The sequence below is a fragment of the Streptomyces sp. NPDC058534 genome (assembly GCF_042717365.1).
In the GTDB taxonomy this organism is placed as follows: domain Bacteria; phylum Actinomycetota; class Actinomycetes; order Streptomycetales; family Streptomycetaceae; genus Streptomyces.
The window spans coordinates 53,039-72,777 of record NZ_JBHXNW010000014.1; the positions used below are offsets into that span (position 1 = coordinate 53,039).

Sequence of the window (19,739 nt, forward strand, 5' to 3'; positions counted from 1 at the left end):
TGGCGATGACCGCAATGACGCACATCAGCCGTCGCACCACCCCACGCCAGCCGCGCCCGACACTGCGGGCCCGCTGGGACGGCTTCGCCCTCCGGCACTTCCGCCGCGTGCAGGCCGCCACCTTCCAGCAGCTGCACGATGCGCTGCCCCTGACCGCACCCGAGCGACACGACCTCGAAGCGCCCGCCCTGGAGGCCGCGTTCATGCGGCTGGCCGTCGACCACCCCGCAGAGGTCACCCCGTCCGACGGCGGCCCCGCCGCCCGCGACGCGGACCGGGAGACCAGCCTGCTCGCCGCCTGCGACGCCTGGTTCCGCGACAACCACGGTCCCGAGCACAGCTGGCACCCGACGACGATCGCCTCCTACCACCGGCTTATGGACGACGTCCGCGGAGCCTTCCACCCCGGCGGTGACGCATGACCGCGCCGCCCACCGAGTTCCAGGCCGACGAGGCCGCGCGCCGCGCCCTGGACGAGCAGCTGTACACCCTGGTCGGCCGGCCCGTCCGCGAGGTCCGCATCACCCGCGTCCGCCGCAACGAAGGCCTGCGCTGGGTCGCCCTGGTGATCGGCCTCAACGGCAAGGAGGTGCCGCTGTACGACCGCGGCCTGCACCACACCGCGGCCGTCATCCTGCGCGCCGCCTTCCCCGACGCGGACTGGTCCGTCGCCCAGGACTACACCGTCCGAACCGGGAGCCTCACCCGGCGCTCCACTGCCATGCCCGCCGGCCTTCGAGGGGGCCGGCGATGAGCGGCGTCAAGGGCGCTCCGCACGCCGACCACCGTCTGGCGGCCGACCAGGCCCGGCAGATACCCGGACTGTGGGTGCTGGCCGCCACCTACAACAGCTCCTACAGCGCGAAGAGCGCCGCCCGCACGATCCGCCGCGGTGACGAACTCCTGCGCTTCTACAGCCCCGCCGGCGCGTTCGGCACCCGCGTGGAACTCACCCAGGACGGCGCCGACCTCTACGTCAAGTACTTGGTCGATCAGACCGAGGGAGCGCCGGCATGACGACCACCAAGATTGAGTGGACGAACAAGGTCTGGAACCCGATCACGGGCTGCACCAAGGTCTCCCCGGGCTGCGACAACTGCTATGCGGAGACGTTCGCCGAACGGTTCCGCGGCACGCCGGGCCACCACTTCCAGCAGGGCTTCGACGTCGTGCTCCGTCCCGAACGGCTCGATGAGCCCCTGAAGTGGCGCAAGCCCCGCAAGGTGTTCGTCAACTCGATGTCCGACCTGTTCCACGAAGCGGTCCCGGACGACTTCATCGTCCAGGTCTTCGCCCGCATGTGGTGGGCCCGGCAGCACACCTTCCAGGTCCTCACCAAACGCCACGGCCGTCTGCGCTCCCTCCTGCCGCACATCGAGACCAGCCTCCGGCAGATCGAGCACGACCTGGCCCTGGTCGACGCGCCGACCCCGCTGCACTGGCCCCTGCGGAACGTGTGGCTGGGCGTGTCCGTGGAGAACCAGCGGTGGGCGGACATCCGCATCCCCGCCCTCATGGACACACCGGCCAACGTCCGGTTCGTCTCCTGCGAACCGCTGCTGGGCGCCGTCGACCTCAGCCGCTGGCTGCGCCCGGTCCCCGACTGCGGGCACGTCACTCCCGAGGACGGCACCTGCGGACACCCGAACGCCGCTACCCCCGAGTGCCACCGCTGGGCGGACTGCCCGGCCCGCCACCGCACGGACGACTGGCGCGGCCTGGACTGGGTCATCGCCGGCGGCGAATCCGGCCACCGCGCCCGCCCCATGCACCCCGACTGGGCGCGGCGGCTCCGGGACGCCTGCGAGACAGCCGGCGTGCCGTTGTTCTTCAAGCAGCACGGCGAGTACCTGACCGCGGCCGTCGTCGACGACCCGCAGTTCGCCGGCGGCCGCGCCTACGATCACCCGCTGCGCGGCGGCCGGTGCTCCGCCACCCTGCGGGAGCGCGGCTCGTCGGGCACCTTCCGGGACGGCGAGTCCCGGTTGATGAGGCCCGGAGACCGTACCCGCAGCGCCTGGATGCTCGATACGAACACCGTCGCCGTCCGCGTCGGCAAGACGGCGGCTGGCCGGGAGCTGGACGGCCGCATCCACGATGCGTTCCCCCGCGACGACTTCCACGACTCCCTGACGTCCGGTCTCTACGAGGACCTGGATGCCTTCTCCCGCCGCATGGGCGCGGCCCACCCCAATCGGAGTTCCTCATGACCGCCCCCGCCTTCATACGCCGCTGGCGCGCCCGCATCGACGAGGCGCAGACCAACCGGCTGCGCGCGCAGCTGTCGACCGCCAAGGACCGCAACAAGGCCCTGGAGCGGCGCGTGGCCGACCTCCAGGTGGCCAACGAGGGCGCCTACCACGAGCTGTCCATCGAGCGCGGCCAGGCCTGCCTCAAGACGGACTGCTCGCGCTGCAAGGCCGTGGAGACGAGGGCCGCGACGTGATCGAGATCCTGCTGCTGTCCGCCGGCGTGGGAGGCACAGCCGCCGCCCTCTGGTACGTCGCCCCGGCCGGGCGCGGCCTGCACCGGTACGTCGTCCCCCGCGCCCAGCTGCGCGCCGACGTCGTCCGCCTGGAGCACGAGGCCGACGACCTGACGTGCGCGCTGCTCCGCGTGACCAGCGAGAACACCGCCCTGCGCAAGGACCGCGACACGACGCGCGAGGCCCTGAAGGCGGCCCGGGCCCGGATCGCCAGCCTTGGTAAGCAGCTGACCTCCTTCGACTCGCTGTGCGCCGAGAACACCGAGCTGCGGTCCCAGCTCGCGAATGCGACCGCTGTCCGGCCGCTGCCGGTCGACGACGACGCGCCGACCGTGCCGCAGGGCACCCCCGTCCTCCCGCTCACCGAAGCCCCGTTCGCCCAGCCGCCGATGGCGGACTGAGCCCCCAGACCCGCTCGCCGCCCGGATGACACCGGCCGGGCGGCGGGCGCCCAACCAGGAGAAGAGCACCCCATGTTCAACCGCAGCAAGAAGCCCGCGGCCCCGGCCGTCCCTCACACCCCGGCGATCAGCCTCGACAAGGTGCCCGCCGGCCTCGTGTCCCTGGCGAAGACGGCCACCGTGTCGCTGGAGAAGAACGGCCTGTCCGGGCTGCGCGCGGCCGTGTACCTGGTCGTTGACCGGTCCTACTCGATGCACCCGTACTTCGCGGACGGCAGCGTGCAGCACCTCGCGGACCAGGCGCTGGGTCTGTCCGTGACCGTCGACGACGACGGCGTGGTGCCGCTGGTCATGTTCGACAGCCGCCCGTACCCCGTGGTCGACGTCCACCTGGACCAGTACCAGGGCGTGGTCGCGCAGCAGCACCAGCTGCACGGCGGTACCCGCACGATGGGCGGCACCCAGTACACGATCGCCATGCGTGCCGTCACCCAGCACTACCTGGCCTCCGAGTCGACCGATCCGGCGCTGGTCATCTTCCAGACCGACGGCGCCCCGCAGGACGCTGACGACGTCCGCCTCCAGCTCGTGCAGTCGTCCAAGCTGCCGATCTTCTGGAGCTTCGTCGGGTTCGGCCCGTCGAAGGTCCGGTTCCTCACCGAGTTGGACACGATGCGCGGCCGGCTCCTCGACAACGCCTCGTACTTCCACGCCGGTGCCGACCCGCGCGGCATCCCCGACGGCGCCCTGTACGACGGGGTCACCCGTGAGTTCGGTCAGTGGGTGCCGAAGGCCCGCCAGAAGGGGCTGCTGCCGTGATCCCCGTCTGCCACCGCTGCCACCGCGTGATCTGCATCTGCCAGTCCCGCGTCCTCACCGCTGTCGTCGCGGTCGTCACCGCGGTCGCCCTGCTGGCCGGCTGCGGGGGGCAGGGGCCGCAGGGCACCGTCACCGGCAAGGAGCACGAGGACGCCCGCACCACGTGGCGCACCGAGCCGAAGACACGGCAGGAGTGCACCACCAAGACCCGCCGTATCGGCAAGTCGACAACGACGTACCGGGACTGCCGCACCGTGCCGGACGGCACCCGCAGCGTCATGGACGTCAAGCCCGAGTGCTGGGAGCTGGAACTCGACACCGGCGACGAAGTCTGCGTCAGCGAGGACGTCTGGAACGCCACGGCCGTCGGCGACGAGTACGGCACGAGGTGACCCATGGCCTACACCGGAGCCGTCCCCGACACCGGAGCCCGCCCGCTGGATTGGCAGGACGGCGGGCTGTGCCGCAGCGTCGACCCGGACACGTTCTTCGAGGCAGCGCGGGAGACCGAGGCGAAAGAGACCTGCTACGGCTGCCCCGTACTCCTCGACTGCCAGTCGTGGGTCACGGACCGCGAGCGCGGTATGAACCTGTACCAGCGGGACGACGCCGTCATCGCCGGCCTCACCGCGCAGGAGCGCCTGGACCTGGACCCGACCGTGCAGGAGCCAAAGCCGAAGCCCAAGGCGCAGCCCGAGCCCGAGGAGAAGCACGGCACCCGGGCCTGCTACCAGTCCGGGTGCCGACGGGAAGAGTGCCGGGCCGCCAACCGCGCGTACATCCAGGAGCGCAAGCTCCGTGAGCAGAGCGCCCCGCCCGCACCGAAGGTCCCCGTGGAGGAGCCCAAGTGCGGCACGCTGCGCGGCTACCGCCAGCACCACAGGCGCGGACAGACGATCGACGACGCCTGTCGGCGCGTGTACGCCCAGGACCGGGCCGCACGGAAAGCCCGCCAGCGCGACAAGGGCGTCTACGACCTGTGGGTGAAGGGCCTACCCGACGGGGAGATCGCCGCCCGCCTGGGCGTCGGCACCCGCGCCATCCGCATCTCCCGCGACCGCCTCGGGCTGATCGCCAACGTCCCAACCCGGGACCTGCTGTGAACACCGCGGTCGTCTGGCGATGCCCGTACGGCGGCTGTGGCCCGCACGGCTACTGCCCCTGCACCGAGGCCGCCGACGACCGCGAGTTCCTGCGCCGCGCCCGCATCACCACCCTCCCGCCCATCGACACCTACGAACCCCGAGAAGAGACCTGATGTCCCCGCTCAACCTGGTCGGCATAGCCATCGCCGCCCTGGCCGTCCTGCTCCTCTGCTTCGGCCTCCCCGACAGCTGGTTCTTCGGCCTGCTCTCCCTGGCCTGCCTGTTCGGCTCTATGGGCGAGGCGTACCGGGAGAACAAACTGGGCGCCGCCCTGTTCCTCGCCGTCGCCGCCCTGTTCGCCGCATCCTCGATCCGCTTCGCCTACCGCGACGCACGCCAGTCCCGGGGCGGCAGCTGATGGCGGTCCTCACCACGGAGCAGGTCTTCATCATCGGCGTCCTCGGAGGCATCGCCGGCGTCGTCGGCCTGGCCCTCGCCGTCGCCCTGATCTGCGCCCTGTACTTGCTGGTCGCCCGCATCCACGACGGGCTGACCGACCGCCGCGAGAAGCGACGCGCCCTGCGAGACGGACGACGCCAACTCGCCACCCTCACCACCATCGACGACCTCAAGGACCGACCGTGAACCCTCCGATACCCCGCCTGTTCACCCTTCGGCGTGACCGGGACGTCACCGGCGTCTCCGGCCCCGGCGATGTGGCGGACGGCGTGCAGTGGGCGGACGGCAACGTCGACCTCCGCTGGCGCGACCGCCCGTCCACCTCGGTGTGGGACAGCCTGGAGCTGATGCTGTCCGTGCACGGCCACGACGGCGCCACCCGCGTCGTGTGGCTGGATGACGCGCCGTGCCTACGGTGTGGACACGGCGAAGGAGCACACAACGTCAGCGGCTGCACCGACTGCCCCGGTGGCTGGCGAGCCGGTCACAGCTTCGCGCCAGCTCGTGACGACACGATCCCGGTGGCTGACCACCTGGAAGCGGCCAGCCGGGCGCAGCAGGAGATCGAGCGGTTGCGCGGTGTCGCCGGGCGGGCGTACCTGCTCGCCGACCGATGGGAGGCCGCTCACGGGTCCGCGACGTTCCTCGTGCGGGCTGCCGGCGTCGAACTTCGTGAGGCGCTGGACGGCGCCGGGCCGACGACCCACACCTACCGGTCGACCGGCTGCCTCCACGGCGAGCACGACTACTGCAAGGCCAGCGTCGGACGCGCGGGCGCCAAGGCCCCGGCCAGCTGCAAGTTCTGTGCCGCACCGTGCATCTGCGCGTGCCACAGGGAACCGGCGCCCACGGGCATCCGCGGCCTTCTGAAGCACATCGGCATCAACACCAGTGGCCGGGACAACCCCGTCGCCGGCCGCGTCGTCGACGCCGCGCAGGACGCAGACGACCTCGTGCACGTGCGCCAGCACTACCTCAGCCCGGCAGCGGAGCCCTGCACCAAGCACCGCGGCCGCGAAGAGCGCCAGCGATACGGCTGCAACGGCCCCGACCCCGCCGACCAGAACCCGGCGGGCAAGGGCCCGCTGACCGGCATAGAGGTCCGGGACCCGTGCCCGTACTGCGAAGGCTGCCCGCTCATCCCACGCGCGCTCATGGACGACCACGTCCGCGAGCACCACCCAGAGGTGCGTGAGGGCGGGCCCGGGATCCCGGTGCCTTCGGCCGACGCCGGCGAAGTGAAGCTGGCGCGCGCGGCTCTGCTCGCCCGCGTCGGCGAGGACCAGGCCGACGTCGTCGACCGACTGATCCGCGCCGTGGAGCGCCGCAACTACTGCGACCTGCCGCACGAGATGGAGGCCTGACCGATGGCGCGCATCGTCCGCCGCATCGGCAGCACCCCGGCTGAGCGCGGCAGCACCAGCGGGGCGAGCTGCCCCGACGTCCTCGAACTCGACTCCGGTGACTTCCTGGTGATCGGAAAGCTGCCCGGTATCGGCACCTTCGTGAGCGAGGCCCTGGACTTCCACGGCGCAAGCATCGGCACCGACGAACGTGCCGTCCTCGTGCCCCGCCAGTGCCTCATCGACGCCGCCCGCGGCCTGAAGAGCGAGGGCCAGTTGTGACCAATCCCGACCGGCCGTGCCCGCACGAAGACTTCGAGGCGTACGTGGACGTCGCCCGGCTCACGAGCAGCGACACCGACCCGACCGTGGTCGGCTACGCCGCCAACATCGAGGTCCGCTGCGCCGGCTGCAAGGAGCCGTTTCGCTGGACTGGCGTCCCCGCCGGGTCCTCGCCCCGGCAGCCCATGTGCAGCGTCGACGAGACCGAGCTGCGCGCGCCGCTGCGCCCGGCGTCCGCCGACCCGGACTTCGGCATGGGCCTGCCTGGCTTCGCCGTGCACTACAGGGATGGTCGCCCGTGAGTGAGCGTCTCGTCATCGACTGTCACCAGCTGTATGAGCGGGAGTTCCGCACGCCGGATGGCATGCGCGCGGTCCAGGTGTGGCTGCGCGTCAACGGCATCGAGCCGAACCACGTGCCGGTGTGGTCCGAGATGGTCATCGAGGACAGCGCCTTCGGCATGGTCATCCGCTACACGGCGTACCGGTGGAACGCGGACGGCCGTCCCTTCCCTGACCCCGACAACCCGGAGCTGGTGGCCACCGAGGACCGCACCGCGCTGCTGGTGCTCCCGCCGCCGGCCGACTGGGTGAAGGCGGCCGGGGGTGCGCGATGAGCACTGCCGGCCTGGAGCGGGAGCTGCGCACCGCCGCCGCCCGGCTGCGCGACGACAGCAGCACGAAGGGCCGCGTCGACTCCGACAGCCGCGAGCTGCTGGAGACGATCCGCATCCTCCTGCGTGCCCGCGAGCCGCTCGCCCGGTGGCTGGAAGAGCAGGCGCAGTATGTCGCCCGCTCCGGCATGTACGACGTCCTGGCCGTCGACGTCGCCCGCGCGGTGAATGGGACCGACGAGCCCGGCCCGGGCCACGACCGGCACATCGAAGACCGGCTCAGTGGGCGCTCCCTGTACGAGCGCCTGACGGGTGGTGAGGTGGGGTGACCGCGCTCGTTGCGACGCCGACCACCGTCGACCAGGCGCACGACGACCTCACGCACGTCGTCTGCTACTGCGATCCGAATCTTGCTCTGTGCGGCACCGACGTCACTGACTCGGACTGGGTGGACGAGGACGAAGACACCACGTGCGTCGTGTGCGTGGACCTCGTGGACCAGCCGTGTCCGAGGTGCGGCCGGTGACTGCCTTCCGCCCGCCCGAGGCCAGCCCTTGGCGCTGCCGGCACTGCGGGCACCGGCACAGCGCGATCGCCGTGCGCTGCCCGTACACGAACATCCCCCGAGATCAGTGAGGCACAGCTGATGGCTACGCACCCGGGCCACGTCATCGCCCAGCACCCGACAGTCCTGGAGACGGCGCTCGCCATCGCCGACGCCGATCTCCGGGACCGGCACGGCCCCGAGAACGCCGTCCAGCCCTGGTACATGGCCCCGCTCGGAGCGGTCGACCACATCTACCCGAACTGCCCCCACCTGCGCCGCTCACTGCACGGCGACGAACCACAGCAGGGCAGCGGCGCCCTGTACCCCGACGCCGGCGACGTGTGCGGCTGGTGCCGTCGCGTCTGGCGAGCACGACGAAGCAAGGAGAACACCGATGCCTGAGAAGCACGTCAGCGTCACGCTGACCTTCGCCACTGAAAACGCCCCGGCCGTGGTCGGTTCGCGCGTCGCCGAGGTCGTCGTCGCCGAGGTCCCCGCGAACCTCACGTCGGTCGCATGGACCGGCTTCGTCGTCGACGATGAGCCAGACGCCCGCTGCGCGCACACCTCGTGGGAGGAGACGCCATTCCGCCTGGGGGACGGCACCCCCGTGGTGAGCCGGAAGTGCGCCGACTGCCGCGAGCAGCTGCCGACGATCCTGTTGGAGGGCGGCCGTGCAGACGCTTGACGACGCGCCGGTGGCACACGGCTTCACCATGCGGGACGTACACGCCATGGCGGCCGCCGCATGCCGGGCCGATCGGTCGCTGGCCTCAGACGCGCACACCAGGTACGACGTCGCCTGGTCGGCGATCGCCTCCGCCCTGGCGGAGGCCGACGAACCGCCCGGGCGTACCGAGCTGGTGCGCGTGGGCTGGCAGGCGATCTACAACGAGGTCCGCGAGATGCGGCACACGTTCGGGCACCGTGACAAGGACGGCACCAACGAAGTCGCCTCCTCCCCGAGGTTCCGGCAGTACTGGACGCTGCCGCCGGCGTACCCCGAGGACGGGCTCATCGAGCGCCTGGCCGTGCCACAGATCCTCGCCCGCCTCACGGACGCCGAACGCGCGGCTGTCATCGCCCTCGCCGTGCACGACGACTTCCAGGCCGCTGCCGACGCCCTCGGGATCAAGTACGGCGCCATGACCGCGCGGATATCCATGGCTCGCCGCCGCTTCCGCGCGCACTGGTACGCACCCGAGACGGCGCCACCCACGAATGGAACGGACCGGCGCGTGGGCGCGTACGGCAAGCAGCTGCGCACCCACTGCCGTAACGGCCACGAGCTGACTGGCGACAACGTGTACCGCCGACCGAACCCCAAGCCCGGCAGGCGTGGCGAGCGCGTGTGCCGCGCGTGCGAGTCCGAGCGCAGCAAGGCCCGCTGGGCACGCAAGAAGGAGGCCGCGGCCTGATGCAGACGCTTGACGACCTGGTCGCCGATCTCCTTGACCTGTACCGCGGAGACGATCAGCATCCCGGCGACCGAGGGCCCGGTCTCATCCTCCGGCTCGATCACCTGTCGCTGCGCACCCGGCCCGCGGCGGCCGGCGGGCACGCCCCTCCCGGATCCCGGCCACCGACGTCCATGGAGGCCGTGTCCTGGTCCCAGCGGATCAAGGCGGAGGCCGTGCTGCTCGATGCCGAGCTGCGCGACTCGCAGCACAAGCAGCCCTGGGGCCGCGCGCTGAAGGCGATCCCGCCCGGCGCGGAGAACGCCGGCCGCGAGCCGGAGGTGCGGCGAATTGTCGCCCGCTGGCACGGCACGGTCCTCACGGTGCTGGGGCTGCGCGGCCCGTCGGTGCACTTCCGGCATGCCCTGTGCCTGGCGTGCGGACAGCGCACCGTGTACGGCCGCGCCGACGACGACCGGCCGCGCGCGTGGTGCATCAACAACGCCTGCGAGGACGGCGACACAGGCGAACCGGCCCGCTACGAGGGCAACCGCCTGTACCTGCTCACCACCAACACCACCACCAGGAGTTCAGCGTGACCGCGATCGTCGGCCTCGTGCACGAGGGCACCGTCTTCATCGGCGGGGATTCCGCGGGCGTGTCGGGCTACAGCCTCACCGTCCGTGCCGACCAGAAGGTGTTCACCACCGGCCCGTACGTCATGGGCTTCACCACCTCGTTCCGCATGGGGCAGCTGCTGCGCTACGCGTTCGCGCCGCCGGCCCCCGACGGGGAGCAGCTGGAGAAGTTCATGGCGACGACGTTCATCGACGCCGTGCGGGAGACCCTCAAGGCCGGCGGGTGGCTGAGGAAGGACAGCGAGCAGGAGGAAGGCGGCACCTTCCTGGTGGGTGTTGCCGGGCGGCTGTTCATCGTCCGCGACGACTTCCAGGTGGGGGAGGCCGCCGACGGATACGCCGCGGTCGGCTGCGGTGAGGAGATCGCCGTCGGTGCCCTGTACGCCACGGCGAAGCTCGACATGGACCCGGCGGTGCGGGTGGTGTGCGCGCTGTCTGCGGCGGAACGATTCTCCGCCGGCGTGCGGCGCCCGTTCACTCTCGTGTCGGCCTCCGGCTGACGCGGCCCGCTGTCCCCATCACGCGCCCGCGCGTGGGACTGATCGGGACAGCTCGGGGGCCGGGGCTCGTGCGACTCGTGAGGTCAAAGAAATCACCATCACGGCCTTGTGGTAGCTCGTACTCTCTCGTACAATTTACTACATGGGGTCGGGCTTCCGACTCCGGAAGGTCACGCAGGGGGTGCCATGAGCCGCAGGATCACCGTCTCCGAATACCTCGTGCGCCGGGGCCTGCCCGCCGACTGGACGTACCGCTCCCCGCTCGGACGCGCCGCCGCCCGCATCTACCGCGCCACCTACGGCCGCGAGCCCGGCCACACCCTCCAGCTCATCCACGGACGCTTCCGGCCCGTCATGGCCTACTCACCGGGAGAGCAGCACGTGCTCACCGAAGCGTGGGAGCAGTACGGCAGCACCGCCGGACGGTACACGTACCGGCCCCGCCCAGCCGCCCCCGCACCCGCTCGCCGCACCGGCCCGGCCTGGCACGGCAGCGGCGACTCCATGCGGTGGACCCCGCCCACCGGCCCCACGCGCAGCCACCCGTAACCCGCACCACCGACCGTGAGAGGACGGCCATGGACACACTCTTCCGCTCCCTGGACCTGATCGAGCCCGGCGACCTCGTCGTCTACCACGGCTCCATCACGGACCTCCACGGCCTGTGGCTGGCCGTCCCCTGCCCCTGCCGGATCTGCCACGCCATCGACCAGATGGGCTTGGCGGACGTCCGGTTCGCGCTGGTCGACCCCTGGGGCGAAATCTCCGGACCCGTGCACGCCCGCCGATCGTCCATCACCCGCTCCGCCGCCTGCGGCTGAGCACCACCGGGCCCGTAGCTCAGGAGGCAGAGCGAGGGACTTAAACCCCACTGCGCGCCGGTTCGACCCCGGCCGGGCCCACTGCCGAAGCACCACCACCACCCTGGAGGGGAAGACCGTGACCACAGACGTCAACACCGCGTTCGCCGACGAGAAGACCCGGCAGATCGACGCCGCCCGCGACCACGAGCGCAGGTTCCAGGCCCGCATCGACCGGGGCGAGATCCGCATGATCAGCCCCGACCGGTACGAGGTCCTCACCGGCTGGGACCGGGGCGAGACCTTCACCGTCTCCCGCAACGCCCGGGGACAGATCGCGGAGATCATCGCCCAGCACGGCCTCGACACCCGCGCCGACGGCACCATCGCCCTCTACGCGTCGTCCCCCGCCTGGCACGGCCTCGGACAGATCATCCCCGGCGGCACCAGCGACATCGACACCGTGCTGGAGCTGTCCTGCCTCAACTTCGACGTGACCACCGTCCCCTCCCTCTACCGGTGGGGCGAGGAACTGCGCGAGCACGCCGACCAGTTCCACACCGTCCGCGCCGACACCGGCGCCGCCCTCGGAGTCGTCGGCGCCCGGTACGCGCCCATCCAGAACCGGCAGGGCTTCGAGTTCCTGCAAGAGCTGGTCGGCCGCTACGACGTCGTCTGGGAGTCGGCCGGACTCCTGCGCGGCGGCCGCCGGGTGTTCATCTCCATCCGCCTCCCCGAAGCCGTCCGAGTCGACGCCGACGGCATCAACGACCTGATCGTCCCGTACGTGGCCGTGATGAACGACCACACCGGCAACGGCCAGTTCCAGTGCGTCGTCACCCCCTGGCGGCCGGTCTGCGCCAACACCGAGAGGTTCGCCGTCCGCGACGCCGTCACCCGCTGGGCCGTCCGCCACACCATCGGCGCCACCTCACAGATCAAGGAAGCACGCCGCACCCTCGGACTGTCCGTCAACTACTTCGCCCAGTTTGCCTACGAGGAGACCGCCCTCGCCCGCACGGACATCGCCGTCGCCGACTTCCACCGCGTGATCGCCGACCTGTGGCCGATCGAAGAGGACGCCACCCGCCGCACCCGCGCCAACCACGCCGCGCGCACCGCACTCCTCACCGACCAGTTCGACACCGAGACCGCCCGCGTCGGCCGCACCGCCTACGCCGCCGAACGCGCGATCACCGGCTACCTCGACCACGTCGCCCCCCGCCGCCCCGGCAAGACCATGACCGAGGAAATCGCCCGCGCGACCGCCGCCATCGAGGGCGCCGACGACGACACCAAGACCAAGGCCCACAAGCGGCTCCTGCTCCTCAGCCGCACCTGACCCCGCAGACCGGCGGCCGGGCTCCTCCCCCCCGCCCCGGGGCGCGGCCCGCCAAGCCTCCGTAGCTCAGTGGCAGAGCAGCGGTCTTATACCCCGCAGCGCGCCGGTTCGAGTCCGGCCGGAGGTACTCCACAGCATCGATCGAAGGAGCCCGCCGTGGGCTACGACATGTACATCGCGAACGTCCCGGAAGGCGAGGACTCCGGCTACTTCCGGCTGAACATCTGGGGCATGTCCCGCTACGCCCAGATCATGGAGCAGCTCGGGATGATCGCCACCGACTATCCGCTCGCCGCGTGGCCGGAGAAGCCGGACTGCATCGACTGGGAGGACGTGTCGGCCGTCCGGTACCCGGAGGACTACGAGGGCGACATGCCGGTCAAGCCGGAGGCCGTCGCCTACGCGAAGACGATCGACGAGCACCGCGCCTGGCACCCCGACCCGCCGTTCGGCATCGCGCTGCACAAGTTCGGCACGAACGACGGCTGGCTGGTCACCCCCGAGGAGATCGCCGCCGCCCTGGAGTCGTACCGCACCCACAGCGCTGAAGAGGTCAAGGCGCTGCTCGGGGGCAACGTCGACCACTGGCTCAAGTGGATCGCCTACCTGGAGCGCGCCCAGCGCCAGGGCGGCTTCCGCGTCCACTGACCCCTCAGACCGCCCGGCGGCCGGACGCGCGACCGCGCCCCCAGCGCACCGACTCGCTTCCCGCCGCCGGGCCCTACCCACCGACCGGAGAACTCATGACGACCCCCGACCGGCTCGCCTCACAGGCCGGCGACCTCATACGCCAGTTCAACCACGCCACGATCACCAGCGGCGACGACTGGCAGTACCCGCCCCAGACGTACGCGGCGATCGGCTCGCTCGCGTACCTGGCGCGCATGCTCCCGCAGGCCATCGAGCAGACCCTGCGGCCCGTGGAGCACACTCACAAGGCCGGCCGAGTGCTCATCGACGGCGGCAGCGACCCGGACCCCGCCGTGGAGCACCTCCGCGAGGCGGTGAAGACCGCCTCGGAGATCGCCGGCCTGCTCGCCCAGGCCCTCGATCACGCTCACTGCGCCTCCAGCTCCATGGGCCTGGACACCCGCGGCCTGCCCGAGTTCGAGGACTGAGCGTCGTGACCGGCCGCGCCTGCCACCACGTCATCGCCCACTGGACCACGCAGGAGGAGCGGAAGCAGATCACCGACGCCATCGCCTACGCCCGCGATGTCGGCGACCTGGAGGCACTGCCTCTGCTGCTCGCCCGACTCACCCAGCCCTGCGACGCCCGCAACGCCCCGAAGGACACCGCCTGATGACCGTCTTCATCAACCCCGGCTCCGGTCCGGTCAACGACGCCTCCGAAGAGCACGCCGCCGCCAACATCACCGTCTTCGCCGACGACCTCCGCCAGGCAGGCCTCGGAGTCGCCGGCTGCGCCCGTACGTCGGCGTCCGACTACGGTGACGGCCGGTACGCGTTCACGCTCACCATGGACGACGACCGCACCATCGAGATCCAGATGCCCGGCCTCCCCATCGCCCAGGTCCGCTACCTGGACGAGGACGGACAGAACATCTGGGACTTCCCGCGCCTGTACGTCGACGACTCCTCCTGGGTCTGGAAGTTCGCCCTCGCCGTCTGCGAGCCGGACGAGGACGAGACGTGACGGCCAGCCGCCGGCCTCTGCTGCTCCTGGACGTTGACGGACCCCTGAACCCGTTCGACGCGCCGCCGCACCGGCGTCCGGCCGGGTACCAGACGCACCGGCTGAAGCCCGACACGTGGATCGCCCAGCACGCCGGCCTGCCCGAGCACCGGGTCAAGCCGCTGCGCGTGTGGCTCAACCCTGCGCACGGGCCCGCGCTCCAGGCCCTGCCGTTCGAACTCGTGTGGGCCACCACGTGGGAGCACGACGCCAACGAGTGGATCGGCTGGCGCATCGGCCTGCCCCGCACCCAGGACTTCCCCGTGATCGAGTTCGGGGACCAGTTCGCCGACCGCCCCGACGGCACGTACGTGAAGACCTGGAAGGTCGTGGAGTACGCGGCCGGCCGACCGTTCGCCTGGGTCGACGACCAGATCACCGACGTCGACCAGGCGTACGTCGACCGCCACCACGACGGCCCCGCCCTCCTGCACTGGGTCAACCCGCGCGTCGGCCTCACCGCCGTGGACTTCGCCGTGCTCGCCGACTGGGCAGCGCAGCTCACCACCGACACCCCGAAGGAGAACACCTGATGGCCACCGAATGCCGCCTCGACCCGCGCCTACAGATCATGACGGAGACCGTTGAGGGCCTCATCCCCGGAGCCGCCCCCGCGGCCCTCTCCATCTCCGTCACCGAGAAGCTGACCGGCCCGGGCGAGCGCAGCAACAGCTGGACGGGCAGCCCGGCCGGGCTGGCCGAGAAGCTGTTCACCGCCCTGTACGGCCGCCCGGACACCGGTGAGCGACTGAGCCCCCTCGCGCAAGCTGAGGACGCCAAGCGCGCCCGCGACATCGGCGCGGAGATCGCCGCGCTCCAGCGGGGACACGCCGATCTGACGACCGCGCCCTGGTACCCGGCCCGCCCCGGGGACCTGGTCCACGTCCACTACGAGGCCGGTGGCCTGTCGCAGGCATTCGGGGAGACCTACCGCATCACAGCCGGCATCGACGGCTTCCTGTCCATGCAGCTGCTGTGCCACACCCTGCCCGAGGACACCGAGTTCCTCGACAGCATGGTCGGCTGCTTCGCCGTCGATGACGACCCGGACCCGCTCATGGAGCTGTGGTTCGAGGCCGGGCCGCACCGGCTGACCGTCGTCCGTGACGGCCGGCCCGTCCACGCCGGGGGTGCCTGATGGCCACGGGCCCGGATCACTACGCCGGGGAGAAGAGCAGCCGCGCGGCCGACGCCACTCCCCAGCCCGACGACGCGCTGACGCTGGAGTGCAGCACGACCGCATGCCGTCGGCGTGCGCCGCTCTCCGAAGCTCGGGAGACATGGAGTCGCCCGGTCGGCGAGCACGGCTGGCTGTGCCCCGACTGCGCGGCCAGACGGCCGTACCGCGAGGTGTGGGACCCGACCCTGCCGCCCGGCGGCTACGTCTGCTCGACGTGCGGCGAGCCTGTGGAGTCCGAACCGTGCCCCGACCACGCCCACCCGGCGCGCGCCACCGAGCCCCCGTCGCGCGCCACCAACGACACCCCGGGGGAGGGGACGTGAGCCAGCCGCCCGCCATGACCGCCGACGTGCGCCGGACGCTCGTACGCCAGCTCATCGAGAAGGACCCGACGCTGTCGAGCCGGAAGATCGCAGCACAGCTGCGGGTCGGGAAGGACGCGATCCTCCGCGACCTGGAGGCCATCCGCCAAGAGGACGCCTCCAGCGCGCCGTCACCGGCCCCCAGCGCGCCGGAGCCCTCGACGGACGACGGCCGCCTGGTCCTCGTGCTCGATGAGCACCTACGCCAGGCCCTCGCCGTCCTCCGCGCCAGCCGCGCCAGGCCCGACACGCCAGGCGAGAACGCGGCGGCCGCGCGCGCCGCCATCCGCGCCATGGCCGACACCGTCACGGAGCAGGCCCGACGATGAGCCGCCCGCACGGCTACGCTCGCTACCGGCTCGACGGCTGCCGCTGCTACACCTGCGGCTGGGCGCGCAGCCGGTACGAGGAGAACCGCACGAAGGCCCTCATCGCCGGGACGTGGGAGCCGTGGGTGGACGCGGAACCGGTCCGCGTCCACGTGCGCTACCTCCAGTCCTGCGAGATGGGCCTCCGCGCCATCGCGGCCCGCGCCGGCGTCGATCGGAAGCGGCTCCAAGCTGTGCTGAACGGCCGGCCCGAACGGGGCACGCCCCCGCAGAAGACGATGCGCCCCGATACCGCGGCCGCCGTCCTGGCCGTCGAACCCACCCTGGAGAACCTCGCCCCGAACACGCCGATCAGCCCGCTGGGAACCCGCCGCCGCGCCCGCGCCCTGGTGGCCGTCGGCTGGCCGCAGCAGCACCTCGCTGTCCACCTCGGCATGGACCCTGGCAACTTCGGCACGATGCTCAACCGCGAGCACGTCCTCGCCCGCCGCGCCCTCGCCGTACGCGCCATGTACGACGCCCTGTGGCGCGCCGACCCGGCAGACCACGGTGCCAGCCTGGGCGGCATCGCCCGCGCCCGCGCGTACGCCGCCGACCGAGGCTGGGCGCCGCCCGGCGCCTGGGACGACGACGCCCTCGACAACCCCGAGGCGCACCCGGACTGGACGGGCCAGTGCGGCACCGTGCAGGGTTTCTGGGCACACCGCTACATCACCGCGCCGGCGTGCCCACCCTGCCGGGACGCCTTCAACGCAGACGGCCGGAAGCGCAGCGCGCAGGGCCCTGGGAAGGCAGGATGACGCCGTGACCGAACCACCGACGAACGCACTTCAGTTCCACCGAGACCTCGCCCGCCTCCAGGAGCAACTGGAGCACGCCGGCAATGAGTACCTGCCCATCGAGCACCAGAGTCCTGCGGCTGCCGGCTTTCTCAAGGTGATCAACGAGCTGACCGCCGGGGCCGACCCGACAGCCGCCGTTGCGCGCGCTATGGACTGCTACTTCCGCGTCGACGAGGCGCAGCGCGCTCATGCCGCCGCGACCGAAGCCCGGCGGCAGCGTGAGGAGCAGGACCTGGAGTCCGAGGAAGAGATTACCCGCAAGGTCGAATGCCCCGGCTGCGGCGCAGCTGCCGGACTGAGGTGCAAGGGCACCGGTGCCTCCGGAGGGCTGAAGAAGAAGAGTCATCGGGTCCGCTTCCGGCTGGCTCGCCAGCTCAATGATCAGAAGGGAACCACCTCATGAGCGACCGTGTCGCCGTACGTGTCCTGCTGCTCTTCGGCGACGAAGCCGAGGTCGTAGCCGACGTACCGCCCCAGGAGCGGGCCGCGCCGGAGCGCTACCCGGCCGCGGAGATCGCCGCGGAGGCCGGCCTGGAGCTGCACGAGCTGCCCGGCGCCCGCCTCACCGCGGCGGTCGGCGCCGATGACCGCCTCTCCGGATGGCGTCGGGCCTGAGCCCTCAACGGCCCTGACCCTGTCCGGGGGTGGGCCGTTTTTCCCGTCCGAAGTGTTGCAAAGCAATGCGTGAACCGCCATACTGGAGACAGAAGGAAGGGGCCGCAATCCCCGACCTTCACCACCACAACTCCAGAGAGGATGGACTATGTCTGACGAGTTCGAGCGGGAGACCCAGAACCTGGGCAACGCGCTCCTCGGGATCTACATCCTGATCACCAGGGTGTGCGGGTTCCTCCCCATCCCGATCAGCCTCCCGACCTTCGAAGAGGATGTTCTCCACGGCGAGCAGATGATCGAGGGCGTCACCCGGGTCATCGACCTCATCGAAGACGAACCGATCGACGAAGACCTCCAGGCAGGGATCTGGGGAGGGTGCCTCCACTGGCTCTCCGCAGCGCACCTCTACAACAGGTGGATGGAGCACCACGAACACCTGGTGAGCCTGGAGATCCGGATCAACCTCGTGACCGGCGCGGACGCCCTCCACGCTGTAGCCCACGAGCTGATCGACCCCCAGGAGTGACCGCGAAGGCCCCCGGCAGCCGGGGGCCTTCCCGTAAGACCGAAGACCGGCAGGGGCCGGGCCGAAGCCCACGGGCGCGAACGCCCGGCGCAATGCCCCCACCGGTCACCACCATCCACAAGGGACGGACACCACCCATGGTAGACACCCCCACCGGCGAGACGTACGAGCAGATCGCCGCCCGCCACGGACGCAGCCTCGCTCACGTCCGCAACGTCTGGGCGCGCCACCCCGCCTGGCCCGCCGCGATCGGCAAGGACGGCAAGCGGCTCCTCTTCGACCCGGCCGACGTCGACCGCGTGATCCGCGAGCGCATCGAACGCCCCCCGGTCGCCCTGGAGCGCACCCGCCTCTACACGGCGACGGAGATCGAGGCCCTGACCGGCATCACGGCCGCCACGATCCGCGCCGACCGCAACAAGGGTCGCTGGCCCGCCCCCGACGACACCCACGGCCGCGCCCACCGCTGGACTGGCGCCACCGTCACACAGGCCCTCGCAGGGCGCCGCGCCTACCGTAGGGCGGCCGGCTGATCGTCACCTGCTGGGGGCGGGTGCTCCCGGGGCTGAACTTGTTCAGTGAACAAATGTGAACCCAATTACGATTGATTCGCCGACTAAATTCACCGCTGCCAATTTAATGAAGCATGTCTCGAATCAACTTTGGAGACGCTAATCTCATGGCATACGCAATGCACAGTGATGTGCATTGGGTTGGGTTCGTCGCCGACAGTGCTGGGGACGAACCGCAAGGAAGGTGACAGGAAGTGGGGGGCTTCAGCCCAGTGAAGCGTCAGCCCCCCTGGAAGGTGCTACAGGCCGTGTAGAAGCCAGTTCAGTACGTCGTCGCTGATGGCTGCTACCACCAGGCTGACGACGTACAGGGCTACACGCTTCGCACGGCCGTAGTTCTTGTTGGCGCGTACGCGTGCAGCGCGAGCCCTGACTCGCTCGGCATGTACCTCCCGCAGCGCCGCGAAGCGGCGCCGGGTGGGACGCATGTTCCACTACCCCCATCCCGTAGGCACGAGTACGACCACGGCGGTCGTGAGTCGACTGCCCACGGGACAAGGGGAGTTCCGGCTGCGTCCCCAGTCCGATTAGATCGGACGGGCGGGCACGGTGACGTCAGTTCGCCGAAATTCACCCTTGCGGGTCGTGCCGGGAAGGAGTACCGCCCGGCCTGTACACCGGACGGTCCCCGGAGGCTCGGGCGAACGCCGTGCTCCCGGCTGGGGTCGAACCCCGGTCTTCCGCCAACGATTCACTCTGAGGGGTGGCGCGAAGGGACGGGAGCCTGGCCGACCTACGAGCCCTGCCCCGGCGAGGCTGCCGTAGGCATGAAGAGCGGCCCCCGTCGCCCCGTCCACAGGGAAGAGCCCCCCCCCCCGCTGGGGGGGGGGGCGCTCCCGCGATAACGGGACCGGGCGGCCGGCCCGGTACAGCGGGGCGGCCCCCGGGACGCGGCTAAGCGTGGGCA

At 71.2% G+C, this 19,739-nt stretch carries 39 protein-coding genes and 2 tRNA genes; all 41 read left to right on the forward strand.

Features of this window, described 5'->3' with window-relative positions; genetic code table 11:
• Positions 1-5 precede the first annotated feature (5 nt).
• The 41 genes from ACFWR9_RS11260 to ACFWR9_RS11460 all read left to right on the forward strand — a co-directional run bounded on the left by ACFWR9_RS11260 (position 6) and on the right by ACFWR9_RS11460 (position 18,793).
• Positions 6-422 (forward strand): hypothetical protein, encoded by a 417-nt coding sequence (locus ACFWR9_RS11260; protein ID WP_383839019.1) that lies wholly within the window; start codon positions 6-8, stop codon positions 420-422.
• The gene (locus ACFWR9_RS11265; protein WP_383839022.1) at positions 419-754 is read left to right on the forward strand and encodes a hypothetical protein; all 336 of its coding nucleotides are present in this window, start codon (positions 419-421) and stop codon (positions 752-754) included. The genes ACFWR9_RS11260 and ACFWR9_RS11265 overlap by 4 nt, the downstream gene beginning before the upstream one ends.
• Positions 751-1,017: a hypothetical protein gene (locus tag ACFWR9_RS11270; RefSeq protein ID WP_383839025.1), complete on the forward strand. Its 267-nt coding sequence runs from the start codon at positions 751-753 to the stop codon at positions 1,015-1,017. Before ACFWR9_RS11265 ends, ACFWR9_RS11270 begins: the two co-directional genes overlap by 4 nt.
• Positions 1,014-2,210, forward strand: coding sequence for a DUF5131 family protein (locus ACFWR9_RS11275; protein WP_383839028.1), 1,197 nt, complete (start codon positions 1,014-1,016; stop codon positions 2,208-2,210). The genes ACFWR9_RS11270 and ACFWR9_RS11275 overlap by 4 nt, the downstream gene beginning before the upstream one ends.
• Positions 2,207-2,446, forward strand: coding sequence for a hypothetical protein (locus tag ACFWR9_RS11280; RefSeq protein WP_383839031.1), 240 nt, complete (start codon positions 2,207-2,209; stop codon positions 2,444-2,446). Before ACFWR9_RS11275 ends, ACFWR9_RS11280 begins: the two co-directional genes overlap by 4 nt.
• Positions 2,443-2,886 (forward strand): hypothetical protein, encoded by a 444-nt coding sequence (locus ACFWR9_RS11285; RefSeq protein WP_383839036.1) that lies wholly within the window; start codon positions 2,443-2,445, stop codon positions 2,884-2,886. Before ACFWR9_RS11280 ends, ACFWR9_RS11285 begins: the two co-directional genes overlap by 4 nt.
• Positions 2,887-2,958: 72 nt before the next feature.
• Positions 2,959-3,705, forward strand: a complete 747-nt coding sequence (locus ACFWR9_RS11290) for a VWA domain-containing protein (protein WP_383839039.1) — start codon at positions 2,959-2,961, stop codon at positions 3,703-3,705.
• On the forward strand, positions 3,702-4,097 hold the full coding sequence (locus ACFWR9_RS11295) for a hypothetical protein (protein WP_383839042.1): 396 nt from the start codon (positions 3,702-3,704) through the stop codon (positions 4,095-4,097). Before ACFWR9_RS11290 ends, ACFWR9_RS11295 begins: the two co-directional genes overlap by 4 nt.
• Before the next feature lie 3 nt (positions 4,098-4,100).
• Positions 4,101-4,808 carry a WhiB family transcriptional regulator gene (locus ACFWR9_RS11300; RefSeq protein ID WP_383839045.1) on the forward strand — a complete coding sequence of 236 codons (708 nt, stop codon included), beginning with the start codon at positions 4,101-4,103 and terminating at the stop codon, positions 4,806-4,808.
• Positions 4,805-4,963, forward strand: a complete 159-nt coding sequence (locus ACFWR9_RS11305) for a hypothetical protein (protein ID WP_383839048.1) — start codon at positions 4,805-4,807, stop codon at positions 4,961-4,963. Before ACFWR9_RS11300 ends, ACFWR9_RS11305 begins: the two co-directional genes overlap by 4 nt.
• On the forward strand, positions 4,963-5,208 hold the full coding sequence (locus tag ACFWR9_RS11310) for a hypothetical protein (protein ID WP_383839052.1): 246 nt from the start codon (positions 4,963-4,965) through the stop codon (positions 5,206-5,208). The genes ACFWR9_RS11305 and ACFWR9_RS11310 overlap by 1 nt, the downstream gene beginning before the upstream one ends.
• The gene (locus ACFWR9_RS11315) at positions 5,208-5,435 is read left to right on the forward strand and encodes a hypothetical protein (protein WP_383839055.1); all 228 of its coding nucleotides are present in this window, start codon (positions 5,208-5,210) and stop codon (positions 5,433-5,435) included. Before ACFWR9_RS11310 ends, ACFWR9_RS11315 begins: the two co-directional genes overlap by 1 nt.
• On the forward strand, positions 5,432-6,613 hold the full coding sequence (locus tag ACFWR9_RS11320) for a hypothetical protein (protein ID WP_383839058.1): 1,182 nt from the start codon (positions 5,432-5,434) through the stop codon (positions 6,611-6,613). The genes ACFWR9_RS11315 and ACFWR9_RS11320 overlap by 4 nt, the downstream gene beginning before the upstream one ends.
• Positions 6,614-6,616: 3 nt before the next feature.
• Positions 6,617-6,874 carry a hypothetical protein gene (locus ACFWR9_RS11325; RefSeq protein WP_383839061.1) on the forward strand — a complete coding sequence of 86 codons (258 nt, stop codon included), beginning with the start codon at positions 6,617-6,619 and terminating at the stop codon, positions 6,872-6,874.
• Entirely contained in the window at positions 6,871-7,176 is a 306-nt protein-coding gene (locus ACFWR9_RS11330) for a hypothetical protein (protein WP_383839064.1), read from the forward strand. The genes ACFWR9_RS11325 and ACFWR9_RS11330 overlap by 4 nt, the downstream gene beginning before the upstream one ends.
• On the forward strand, positions 7,173-7,490 hold the full coding sequence (locus ACFWR9_RS11335; RefSeq protein ID WP_383839067.1) for a hypothetical protein: 318 nt from the start codon (positions 7,173-7,175) through the stop codon (positions 7,488-7,490). The genes ACFWR9_RS11330 and ACFWR9_RS11335 overlap by 4 nt, the downstream gene beginning before the upstream one ends.
• Positions 7,487-7,816, forward strand: a complete 330-nt coding sequence (locus tag ACFWR9_RS11340) for a hypothetical protein (protein ID WP_383839070.1) — start codon at positions 7,487-7,489, stop codon at positions 7,814-7,816. The genes ACFWR9_RS11335 and ACFWR9_RS11340 overlap by 4 nt, the downstream gene beginning before the upstream one ends.
• Positions 7,813-8,013, forward strand: coding sequence for a hypothetical protein (locus tag ACFWR9_RS11345; RefSeq protein WP_383839074.1), 201 nt, complete (start codon positions 7,813-7,815; stop codon positions 8,011-8,013). The genes ACFWR9_RS11340 and ACFWR9_RS11345 overlap by 4 nt, the downstream gene beginning before the upstream one ends.
• Positions 8,014-8,133: 120 nt before the next feature.
• The gene (locus ACFWR9_RS11350; RefSeq protein WP_383839077.1) at positions 8,134-8,436 is read left to right on the forward strand and encodes a hypothetical protein; all 303 of its coding nucleotides are present in this window, start codon (positions 8,134-8,136) and stop codon (positions 8,434-8,436) included.
• Positions 8,429-8,722, forward strand: coding sequence for a hypothetical protein (locus ACFWR9_RS11355; protein WP_383839080.1), 294 nt, complete (start codon positions 8,429-8,431; stop codon positions 8,720-8,722). The genes ACFWR9_RS11350 and ACFWR9_RS11355 overlap by 8 nt, the downstream gene beginning before the upstream one ends.
• A complete protein-coding gene (locus tag ACFWR9_RS11360; RefSeq protein WP_383839083.1) occupies positions 8,709-9,452 on the forward strand; it encodes a hypothetical protein in 744 nt (247 codons plus the stop codon). The genes ACFWR9_RS11355 and ACFWR9_RS11360 overlap by 14 nt, the downstream gene beginning before the upstream one ends.
• Positions 9,452-10,030, forward strand: a complete 579-nt coding sequence (locus ACFWR9_RS11365) for a hypothetical protein (protein WP_383839085.1) — start codon at positions 9,452-9,454, stop codon at positions 10,028-10,030. Before ACFWR9_RS11360 ends, ACFWR9_RS11365 begins: the two co-directional genes overlap by 1 nt.
• The gene (locus ACFWR9_RS11370) at positions 10,027-10,569 is read left to right on the forward strand and encodes a hypothetical protein (RefSeq protein ID WP_383839088.1); all 543 of its coding nucleotides are present in this window, start codon (positions 10,027-10,029) and stop codon (positions 10,567-10,569) included. Before ACFWR9_RS11365 ends, ACFWR9_RS11370 begins: the two co-directional genes overlap by 4 nt.
• 186 nt (positions 10,570-10,755) lie before the next feature.
• Positions 10,756-11,118 carry a hypothetical protein gene (locus tag ACFWR9_RS11375; protein WP_383839091.1) on the forward strand — a complete coding sequence of 121 codons (363 nt, stop codon included), beginning with the start codon at positions 10,756-10,758 and terminating at the stop codon, positions 11,116-11,118.
• Positions 11,119-11,147: 29 nt separating this feature from the next.
• Positions 11,148-11,390 carry a hypothetical protein gene (locus ACFWR9_RS11380; protein WP_383839095.1) on the forward strand — a complete coding sequence of 81 codons (243 nt, stop codon included), beginning with the start codon at positions 11,148-11,150 and terminating at the stop codon, positions 11,388-11,390.
• Between the two features lie 8 nt (positions 11,391-11,398).
• Positions 11,399-11,471: transfer RNA gene (locus tag ACFWR9_RS11385), tRNA-Leu, on the forward strand.
• A gap of 37 nt (positions 11,472-11,508) precedes the next feature.
• On the forward strand, positions 11,509-12,711 hold the full coding sequence (locus ACFWR9_RS11390; RefSeq protein ID WP_383839097.1) for a DUF932 domain-containing protein: 1,203 nt from the start codon (positions 11,509-11,511) through the stop codon (positions 12,709-12,711).
• Between the two features lie 55 nt (positions 12,712-12,766).
• Positions 12,767-12,838 (forward strand) — tRNA-Ile (locus tag ACFWR9_RS11395).
• 29 nt (positions 12,839-12,867) lie between these two features.
• The gene (locus ACFWR9_RS11400) at positions 12,868-13,359 is read left to right on the forward strand and encodes a hypothetical protein (protein WP_383839100.1); all 492 of its coding nucleotides are present in this window, start codon (positions 12,868-12,870) and stop codon (positions 13,357-13,359) included.
• 95 nt (positions 13,360-13,454) lie between these two features.
• Positions 13,455-13,829 (forward strand): hypothetical protein, encoded by a 375-nt coding sequence (locus ACFWR9_RS11405; protein ID WP_383839102.1) that lies wholly within the window; start codon positions 13,455-13,457, stop codon positions 13,827-13,829.
• Between the two features lie 5 nt (positions 13,830-13,834).
• Positions 13,835-14,014 (forward strand): hypothetical protein, encoded by a 180-nt coding sequence (locus tag ACFWR9_RS11410; protein ID WP_383839105.1) that lies wholly within the window; start codon positions 13,835-13,837, stop codon positions 14,012-14,014.
• Entirely contained in the window at positions 14,014-14,367 is a 354-nt protein-coding gene (locus ACFWR9_RS11415; protein ID WP_383839108.1) for a hypothetical protein, read from the forward strand. The genes ACFWR9_RS11410 and ACFWR9_RS11415 overlap by 1 nt, the downstream gene beginning before the upstream one ends.
• Positions 14,364-14,939 carry a hypothetical protein gene (locus tag ACFWR9_RS11420; RefSeq protein ID WP_383839111.1) on the forward strand — a complete coding sequence of 192 codons (576 nt, stop codon included), beginning with the start codon at positions 14,364-14,366 and terminating at the stop codon, positions 14,937-14,939. The genes ACFWR9_RS11415 and ACFWR9_RS11420 overlap by 4 nt, the downstream gene beginning before the upstream one ends.
• Positions 14,939-15,544 (forward strand): hypothetical protein, encoded by a 606-nt coding sequence (locus tag ACFWR9_RS11425; protein ID WP_383839114.1) that lies wholly within the window; start codon positions 14,939-14,941, stop codon positions 15,542-15,544. Before ACFWR9_RS11420 ends, ACFWR9_RS11425 begins: the two co-directional genes overlap by 1 nt.
• Positions 15,544-15,909: a hypothetical protein gene (locus tag ACFWR9_RS11430; protein WP_383839117.1), complete on the forward strand. Its 366-nt coding sequence runs from the start codon at positions 15,544-15,546 to the stop codon at positions 15,907-15,909. The genes ACFWR9_RS11425 and ACFWR9_RS11430 overlap by 1 nt, the downstream gene beginning before the upstream one ends.
• Positions 15,906-16,277: a hypothetical protein gene (locus ACFWR9_RS11435; RefSeq protein WP_383839120.1), complete on the forward strand. Its 372-nt coding sequence runs from the start codon at positions 15,906-15,908 to the stop codon at positions 16,275-16,277. Before ACFWR9_RS11430 ends, ACFWR9_RS11435 begins: the two co-directional genes overlap by 4 nt.
• A complete protein-coding gene (locus tag ACFWR9_RS11440) occupies positions 16,274-17,077 on the forward strand; it encodes a hypothetical protein (protein WP_383839123.1) in 804 nt (267 codons plus the stop codon). The genes ACFWR9_RS11435 and ACFWR9_RS11440 overlap by 4 nt, the downstream gene beginning before the upstream one ends.
• Before the next feature lie 4 nt (positions 17,078-17,081).
• Positions 17,082-17,522, forward strand: a complete 441-nt coding sequence (locus ACFWR9_RS11445; RefSeq protein ID WP_383839126.1) for a hypothetical protein — start codon at positions 17,082-17,084, stop codon at positions 17,520-17,522.
• Positions 17,519-17,734, forward strand: a complete 216-nt coding sequence (locus tag ACFWR9_RS11450) for a hypothetical protein (RefSeq protein WP_383839129.1) — start codon at positions 17,519-17,521, stop codon at positions 17,732-17,734. The genes ACFWR9_RS11445 and ACFWR9_RS11450 overlap by 4 nt, the downstream gene beginning before the upstream one ends.
• Before the next feature lie 148 nt (positions 17,735-17,882).
• On the forward strand, positions 17,883-18,260 hold the full coding sequence (locus tag ACFWR9_RS11455) for a hypothetical protein (RefSeq protein WP_383839132.1): 378 nt from the start codon (positions 17,883-17,885) through the stop codon (positions 18,258-18,260).
• Between the two features lie 137 nt (positions 18,261-18,397).
• The gene (locus ACFWR9_RS11460) at positions 18,398-18,793 is read left to right on the forward strand and encodes a hypothetical protein (RefSeq protein WP_383839135.1); all 396 of its coding nucleotides are present in this window, start codon (positions 18,398-18,400) and stop codon (positions 18,791-18,793) included.
• Positions 18,794-19,739 lie beyond the last annotated feature (946 nt).